At 62.1% G+C, this 6079-nt stretch carries 9 protein-coding genes and 1 pseudogene; 5 read left to right on the plus strand and 5 right to left on the minus strand.

Annotated elements, in window-relative coordinates; translation table 11 throughout:
- Positions 1 to 148: 148 nt before the first annotated feature.
- The 4 genes from VF662_RS11290 to VF662_RS11305 form a co-directional block, all read right to left on the minus strand.
- The gene (locus VF662_RS11290; protein ID WP_464141144.1) at positions 149 to 328 is read right to left on the minus strand and encodes a hypothetical protein; all 180 of its coding nucleotides are present in this window, start codon (positions 326 to 328) and stop codon (positions 149 to 151) included.
- A gap of 179 nt (positions 329 to 507) precedes the next feature.
- Complete coding sequence (locus VF662_RS11295) at positions 508 to 882, minus strand: hypothetical protein (RefSeq protein WP_464141146.1); 375 nt, start codon at positions 880 to 882, stop codon at positions 508 to 510.
- A 3-nt stretch (positions 883 to 885) separates the two neighbouring features.
- Positions 886 to 1665, minus strand: a complete 780-nt coding sequence (locus tag VF662_RS11300; protein ID WP_464141148.1) for an RHS repeat-associated core domain-containing protein — start codon at positions 1663 to 1665, stop codon at positions 886 to 888.
- Positions 1666 to 1702: 37 nt separating this feature from the next.
- Positions 1703 to 2668: a transglutaminase family protein gene (locus tag VF662_RS11305; protein ID WP_464141150.1), complete on the minus strand. Its 966-nt coding sequence runs from the start codon at positions 2666 to 2668 to the stop codon at positions 1703 to 1705.
- 283 nt (positions 2669 to 2951) lie between these two features.
- Between VF662_RS11305 and VF662_RS11310 the strand changes: the two genes are divergently transcribed.
- The 5 genes from VF662_RS11310 to VF662_RS11330 all read left to right on the plus strand — a co-directional run bounded on the left by VF662_RS11310 (position 2952) and on the right by VF662_RS11330 (position 5742).
- Positions 2952 to 3131, plus strand: a complete 180-nt coding sequence (locus VF662_RS11310; RefSeq protein ID WP_464141152.1) for a hypothetical protein — start codon at positions 2952 to 2954, stop codon at positions 3129 to 3131.
- A 100-nt stretch (positions 3132 to 3231) separates the two neighbouring features.
- Positions 3232 to 3513, plus strand: coding sequence for a DUF3297 family protein (locus VF662_RS11315; protein WP_464141154.1), 282 nt, complete (start codon positions 3232 to 3234; stop codon positions 3511 to 3513).
- A gap of 210 nt (positions 3514 to 3723) precedes the next feature.
- On the plus strand, positions 3724 to 3903 hold the full coding sequence (locus VF662_RS11320; RefSeq protein ID WP_464141156.1) for a DUF465 domain-containing protein: 180 nt from the start codon (positions 3724 to 3726) through the stop codon (positions 3901 to 3903).
- A complete protein-coding gene (locus tag VF662_RS11325; RefSeq protein WP_464141158.1) occupies positions 3900 to 4616 on the plus strand; it encodes a Bax inhibitor-1/YccA family protein in 717 nt (238 codons plus the stop codon). The genes VF662_RS11320 and VF662_RS11325 overlap by 4 nt, the downstream gene beginning before the upstream one ends.
- Before the next feature lie 127 nt (positions 4617 to 4743).
- Entirely contained in the window at positions 4744 to 5742 is a 999-nt protein-coding gene (locus VF662_RS11330; RefSeq protein ID WP_464141160.1) for a TerC family protein, read from the plus strand.
- Between the two features lie 39 nt (positions 5743 to 5781).
- Here the strand turns inward: VF662_RS11330 and VF662_RS11335 are convergent.
- A pseudogene (locus VF662_RS11335) lies at positions 5782 to 6079 on the minus strand (Hpt domain-containing protein); the annotation flags it as partial.

The following is a 6079-nucleotide window of genomic DNA, read 5'->3' on the forward strand; positions in this document are numbered from 1 at the left end:
TATCCGAGCGGGTCCGGTTGCATGAAGCGGCCGTAGGGGCGGCATGGGTCCGCGGAGCGGCTTCTGCGGCGGAGGGGGATCGCCCGCTTACTGTCCCTGGGGTTCAAAAACATTTTCCGTTCCTTCCTGTCGAAATCTGAAATTCATCTCATTCGGCTGGCTGCCATCCGAGGGCGACCGCAGCCTCGATGAGTGAGTTGTTGCGCTCCATCAGCAGGAGCCGGCGTGCGCGAAGACGTTCGGGGACGAGGCACGAGACGGGGTATTTCCGTTCGAACTCGCGCTGCAGCAGCGCGCCGTAGGCCCAGCTCTGCATCAGCATTGCCATGCCGCTCGCGGATCGCGAGCTGAGCCGCTACCCGGACAAGTCCGCGTCTGATTTAGTCGCCGCCCCGCAGGGACGCGCCGGGCGCGGCTGATGGTGAGGTCCAATCAAACCGTCTTGGCCAATCACTACGCAACAGGCCAGTTCATTATCGCTTCCAGGAATTTCTAAGAGCTGTTCTCTTATTGAGATCGTGAAAGCCGCACGAGCCTCATTATGTCCTGTGGACACTTGATCTCGCCCACTTGTTCGATTGTGGATGAGCTGGGGGGTGGCAACTGGAGGTTCTCAAACGTTCTTAATATGAGATCATCGTCCAAATCTTCCTCAGCGAGGCCGTACATTCTCAGAAAGTTATCGTCTGGGAGAGGCTTGAAGTCGATCACGACGGCTGCGTCGACAAGGAAGTCCCAAATGAAACTTGCCACCGCTTCGTCTAGCGGGTCATCAGCCATGCTCCGAACGAACGAGTCTTTGGTAACGTCATATCTGCTCTTCAAGGCAGATCTCTGCTTTCGACGGAGTGGGAGCTGGATGATTTCTAGCAACCAACCCATGTGTCAATCTCCTTGGGAGAAGCAGTAGCCAATGCTTGCAACATCATAAGCCAGCAGTGCCCATCCCAAAACCGGAACAGCTCGCCCGGCAAACCGAGCCGCACTCTTAGTATATGCTATGCGCAACCGGCTACCAGGAGTTCCACCGACCACAGTTGGAAGGCGGCCAGGCAACCTTGCATTCCCGAATAGCTTGTTCGCTGCCAAGCCAGCTAATGATGTTCCTGATGAGCTGCCTGGCGTTACGAATCGCTTAGTACCCCGAACTGGTTGACCAGCAGCAACTGATCCACCCCCTAGGAGCGTGGTAAGCCCAAATTGATCCGCTGCACATCGAGCTAATTTTCGTGTGGCAGACCTGTCGCGCCTCCCGGTCACGACGATGTTGCAGTTAGGATCGTTAGAGCCTGGCGAGCCACAATCTGAAGGTGGCTGCAGCTGACTGCCGCCACCGCCGGCATTCCCGCCACCGCCGCCCGTGCCTCCACCGCTGTTCCAGCAGACCTCACGCATCGAACCCAACTGCACGACTGGATTGCCCGAAGCGTCCACGGTAACCGACCCCTTCTCCCGGAACGACACGCACTGAGTCTCAAGACCCGTGGGGTCGGTGAAGTTCACCGGGTCACCCTTCACATAGGCGTACATGTTCATGCCGTCGTCGTAACCGAGCGGGTCCGCTTGCATGAAGCGGCCGTAGGGGCGATATGGGTCCGCGGAGCGGCTTCTGCGGCGGAGGGGGACCGTCCGGTTCCTGTCCGCTGATGTAGGGTTCAAAAACATTCGCCGTTCCTTTCTTTCAAAATCTGAAAATTGAACATCAGTCGGCTGGCTGCCATCCGAGGGCGACCGCAGCCTCCATGAGTGAGTTGTTGCGCTCCATCAGCAGGAGCCGGCGTGCGCGAAGACGTTCGGGGACGAGGCACGAGACGGGGTATTTCCGTTCGAACTCGCGCTGCAGCAGCGTGCCGTAGGCCCAGCTCTGCATCAGCATTGCCATTCCGGCTCGCGGATCGCTCTCGCGGATGAGCCCGCAGACGGCGATCAGCTCCTCGTATCGCCCCTCTTCCCGCAAATGTTCCGCGACCGTGGTAGCCATCAGCGCGACGCCTTCACGGCGGCTCAGGCTGCGCATGTAGAGCCCGCTTTCGATCGCCAAATCGGTCATCGGCAGGTGTTTGCGGAACCATTCGGCTCGCGCCGGATGCCCCCCGCTCGTCGTCTCAAGGTTCAGCACGCGGCCGTCGGGACCGGTATAGCGGACGAAGAAGTGCTCCGGTGCCGTGGCAAGCGCGACGTCCAGGCCGAGCCTGTCTCCGAGGATAAGGAACAGGACCGGCATCGAGACGCATTGGCCGCGCCTTTTCCCAAGGTAGACGTGGAGCAGCTTGTTGGGGATGTGGTGACCGAGCGGATCCGACTGATCGTAGGAAAAGGGGCGATGATCATTCCATGGGCCGCTCTCATGGAGGAGTTTGCGAATGGCCCCGAGTTTCGCGCCTCCGTCCGCGTCGATCCCCGCAAAGGCCCGGACAGCGCGCTCCAATCCGTCGAGCTCCGCCAGCACCGCATCCTCATCGACCGTCGGATCCACGATCCGGTCGAAGGCGATTTTGGCCCGGGCGTAGTCGAGCTGCTCGTCGGGTAACGATAGGACCGCCGCGACTGCATCCACAGGTGATGCGGCGCGTCCGGCTGCAGGCACCGCCTTGAGCCGCGCGGACATGACGAGGCCGCTATCCTCCGCCCTCTCCGGCGCCGCAGCTTCGGCAAGCGCACCCGACATATTCCACTCCCTCCACGACCGTTCAGAACAGAAGTAGAACATTCGAAATCCTATTGTGCAAGAAGAATTTTGCCCAATAGGTTCACTGGTCCCGATGCGCCGGGTTCGTGAAGCTTCGCTTGCCTCCGCGCCGGCCCAGACTAAGATCGCTTGGAACGCTTAGGAGAGAAACGATGGCCAAGGGACAGGTTCGCGGGAACAAGGAAACGCGCAAGCCCAAGAAGGAAGTGAAGAAGACGATCGCCGCCAACCCCTCCACCAAGGGCACGATCGCGAAGGACTGATGGCCGAGCATTTCGTCCGCCACCGCCAGCCCTGGAAGAGCGAGGAGCTTCAGAAGCTGAAGACCCTCGCCTCCAAGGGCATGGGCCTGAAGGCGATCGCCAAGGCGCTTACCCGAAGCGAGGAATCGGTGCAGGACCGGGCCAAGCAGGACGGCATCAAGATCGCTAAGCTGCGCTGATCGCATCGCGCGTGCGACGCTCGGGAGCGTGCTCTTTCCGCTTCCACGTCAAGAACGGTGACCCTAAGGAGGCGCGCAGCAACTGCTTTCGAGAAGACGAATGTCCGACACACCGCCCGACCGCCTGTCCCTCAACCCGCGCAGCCCGCACTTCGAAGCGGACACGCTCCGCCGGGGCGTCGGCATCCGCTTCAAGGGCCGCGAGCGCACGGACGTCGAGGAATATTCCGTCTCGGAAGGCTGGATCCGCGTCGCTGCCGGCAAGAGCCGCGACCGCCATGGCCAGCCGATGACGATCAAGCTTTCGGGGGAGGTCGAGCCCTATTTCCAGGATGCCGCCGCGACCGACGAACCGGACGAGGCCGCTGAGCGGGCTGAGTAAGCGGGCCGGCTGCACCCTCTCCCAATGGCCGTATTGACGCCGCGGCCGCCGATTCCTATTCTTCCATTCGCGGACCGGGCCCCTCTGGCGGCCGTCTCAGGACGACCGTGATGTCGGACCGCATCGGGTTAGCTCGGTGCAGGTTCAGGCGGTCATTCCCCTCCCATCGAAGCCGACCCGATCGATGCAATGTCGATTTGGAGAGAGGCTATGAACCCACTTATCTACAGGCTCACAATCGTCCACCGCCGGCTGGAGGACGAGATCAGGAGCGAGCTAAGGCGCCGTTTCCCTGATCATTTCCGGCTGCTCCGCCTCAAGAAGCTCAAGCTGAAGGTGAAGGACCGGCTCCACCGGCTGATGCTGCCGAAGCGGAGGGCGGCGATATGAACCGTCCGCTGAACACGGCTCAGAGCTACAGCCAGTCCGCAATCCCGTTCAATGCCGGGCTGCGGCGGCACATGCTCGGCATCTACAACAATATGGCGCTCGGTCTCGTGATTACCGGAGTCGTGGCGGCGCTCGTCGCCTCCACGCCGGCGCTCTACCAGCCGATCTTCGGGACGCCGCTGAAGTGGGTGGCGATGTTCGCGCCGCTCGCCTTCATCTTCTTCCTCTCCTTCCGGATGGAGCGGATGAGCGTCGGCTCGGCGAGAACCGCCTTCTTCGCCTTTGCGGCCGTGATGGGCGTATCGATGGCGTCGATCTTCCTCGTGTTCACCGAAACGAGCATCGCCCGGACCTTCTTCATCGCGGCGGCGATGTTCCTCGCCGTCAGCCTCTGGGGCTATACGACGAAGAGCGACCTGTCGAAGTGGACCACCTTCCTCTTCATGGGCCTGGTAGGCGTCGTCATCGCGAGCATCGTCAACGTCTTCCTCGGATCGTCGACGTTGCAACTGATCGTCTCGATCGCCGGCGTGATCGTCTTCACCGGCCTCACCGCCTGGGACACGCAGCGCGCGAAGTCGGATTATATCGCCTTCGCCGGGACTGAGCATGCGGAGAAGCTCGGCATCATGGGCGCGCTCTCGCTCTACCTGAACCTTGTCAACCTCTTCCAGCTCCTGCTCACCTTCTTCGGCGAGCGCGAGCAAGGCTGACGAGCCGCCGCCGCCGGACCGATCCCTCCCGGCGGCGGCACCTTGTCTTCACCGATCCGGGCCCCTCTGGCGGCCGCACGAGCGGCCGTGATGTCGGATCAGCATCAAACAGGATTGGACCCGCCAAATGGAATTCTTGTCCGCCGACTGGCTTGGAACCCCGTTATGGTTCTGGCTCGCCTTCTTCGGCCTCGTCCTCGCCCTGACCGCCTTCGATCTCGGCATCCTCCACAAGGAGGACCGGGAGATGGGCATCGCCGAAAGCCTGAAGCTCTCCGCCTTCTACATCGCCATCGCGCTTCTGTTCGGAGCCTTTGTGTGGGTGCAGAAGGGCGCCGATCTCGGCATGAAATATTATACGGGCTTCTTCATCGAAAAGGCGCTGTCGACCGACAACGTCTTCGTGATCAGCCTCATATTCACCTATTTCGCCATTCCAAGGATGTACCAGTACCGCGCCCTCCTCTGGGGCATCGTCGCGGTCATCCTGCTGCGCGGAGTCATGATTGCGGTCGGGGCCGCCGTCGTCGAGCAATGGTATGCCATCCTCTACGTCTTCGCAGCGTTCCTCGTCTTCACCGGGATCAAGATGCTGTTCGCCGGCGACAAGCCGGTGGACGTGGAGAACAACGCCGTCGTGAAGTTCATCTCACGCCGGATGCGGGTGACGCCGGAGCTCCACGGCCAGCATTTCTTCGTGAAGGTGCCGGACGCGAAGACCGGAAGGCTGGCGATCGCCGCGACGCCCCTCTTCCTGGCGCTCGTCGTCATCAACCTTGCGGACCTGGTGTTCGCCGTGGATTCGGTGCCGGCGATCTTCGCGATCACCACCGATACGTTCATCGTCTACACCTCGAACATCATGGCCATACTCGGCCTCCGCGCGCTCTATTTCGCGTTGGCGGCGATGGTGCACCGCTTCCACTATCTGAAATATGCGCTCGCGCTCGTCCTGGTGTTCATCGGCGCGAAGATCTTCGTCTCCGATTTCCTGATGGGCGGCGCCAAGTTCCCGCCGCTGCTGAGCCTCGGCGTCACCTTCGCGCTCATCCTCGCGGGCATCGTCTATTCGCTCTGGATGACCCGGGGGAAGGAGGAGCCGGACTGGCCGGCGCCGGCAGCCTGATCGCCTGTAACCTGTCCCGCCGGTCCCGGCGGGGCCGCCTCAGATGCGGCCGAATTCCTGATTGCCCACCTCCACCCGGGCCCCGCCCTGGCGGCGCTGGGCGAGCGGGTTGGTTTCCTTCTCGAACAACTCGATCGTCTGCCGGTAGAGCGGCCGCAGCTTCGCCACCGAAGGCAGGAGCTCGTCCGGGAACAGCCGGTTCTCGAGCGAACGGCGGGCGGTATATTCGATCTCTTCGGCGAGGTCGGCGAGCGGCTCGGCGCCGAACTGGGCCGCTTCCGTCTTCAGCGTCTGCGCCGGGGCGACGAGCCCCGCCGCGTCGCGGCCGTGCATCGCT

Origin of the sequence: Allosphingosinicella sp., assembly GCF_036387215.1 — a bacterium.
Lineage (GTDB): Bacteria > Pseudomonadota > Alphaproteobacteria > Sphingomonadales > Sphingomonadaceae > Allosphingosinicella.

What these genes read in the sequence shown, in the direction of transcription:
- VF662_RS11290 (WP_464141144.1), bottom strand. Translation starts at nt 328, where the DNA reads ATGGCAATGCTGATGCAGAGCTGGGCCTACGGCGCGCTGCTGCAGCGC.
- VF662_RS11330 (WP_464141160.1), top strand. Translation starts at nt 4,744, where the DNA reads ATGGAATTCTTGTCCGCCGACTGGCTTGGAACCCCGTTATGGTTCTGG.
- VF662_RS11315 (WP_464141154.1), top strand. Translation starts at nt 3,232, where the DNA reads ATGTCCGACACACCGCCCGACCGCCTGTCCCTCAACCCGCGCAGCCCG.
- VF662_RS11310 (WP_464141152.1), top strand. Translation starts at nt 2,952, where the DNA reads ATGGCCGAGCATTTCGTCCGCCACCGCCAGCCCTGGAAGAGCGAGGAG.
- VF662_RS11305 (WP_464141150.1), bottom strand. Translation starts at nt 2,668, where the DNA reads ATGTCGGGTGCGCTTGCCGAAGCTGCGGCGCCGGAGAGGGCGGAGGAT.
- VF662_RS11325 (WP_464141158.1), top strand. Translation starts at nt 3,900, where the DNA reads ATGAACCGTCCGCTGAACACGGCTCAGAGCTACAGCCAGTCCGCAATC.
- VF662_RS11320 (WP_464141156.1), top strand. Translation starts at nt 3,724, where the DNA reads ATGAACCCACTTATCTACAGGCTCACAATCGTCCACCGCCGGCTGGAG.
- VF662_RS11300 (WP_464141148.1), bottom strand. Translation starts at nt 1,665, where the DNA reads ATGTTTTTGAACCCTACATCAGCGGACAGGAACCGGACGGTCCCCCTC.
- VF662_RS11295 (WP_464141146.1), bottom strand. Translation starts at nt 882, where the DNA reads ATGGGTTGGTTGCTAGAAATCATCCAGCTCCCACTCCGTCGAAAGCAG.